Source organism: Psychrobacter sp. TB55-MNA-CIBAN-0194 (assembly GCF_040309505.1).
Taxonomy (GTDB): domain Bacteria; phylum Pseudomonadota; class Gammaproteobacteria; order Pseudomonadales; family Moraxellaceae; genus Psychrobacter; species Psychrobacter fozii.
Genome location: NZ_JBEOOW010000344.1, coordinates 1 through 268, shown reverse-complemented (window position 1 = coordinate 268; position 268 = coordinate 1). Strand labels below are relative to the sequence as shown.

Here is a 268-nt window from a genome sequence, read left to right as displayed (position 1 = left end):
TCTTTGTACTCATGATTATCGCCACTTGGGGCTCATACCAGCTGTTTAGTGATCGTGCATCCTTTATCCATGTCGGTGCCATTTTAGGTACTATCATGGCAGGTAACGTCTTCTTCGGTATTATGCCAGCTCAGCGCGCACTTGTAGATTGTGTACGCCGCGGCGTAAAACCAGGTCCAGAAGTAGCAGATTTGGCATTGATGGCCAGAAACCGCTCATTGATGAATAACTACTTTACCTTGCCGCTCATCTTTATCATGATTAGTAA

The 268-nt window shown here is 45.5% G+C and carries 1 protein-coding gene; it reads left to right on the top strand.

What is annotated here, in order from left to right; genetic code table 11:
• On the top strand, positions 1-268 hold a 268-nt coding region (locus AAEY75_RS15390; RefSeq protein WP_352260073.1), incomplete at both ends, for a urate hydroxylase PuuD.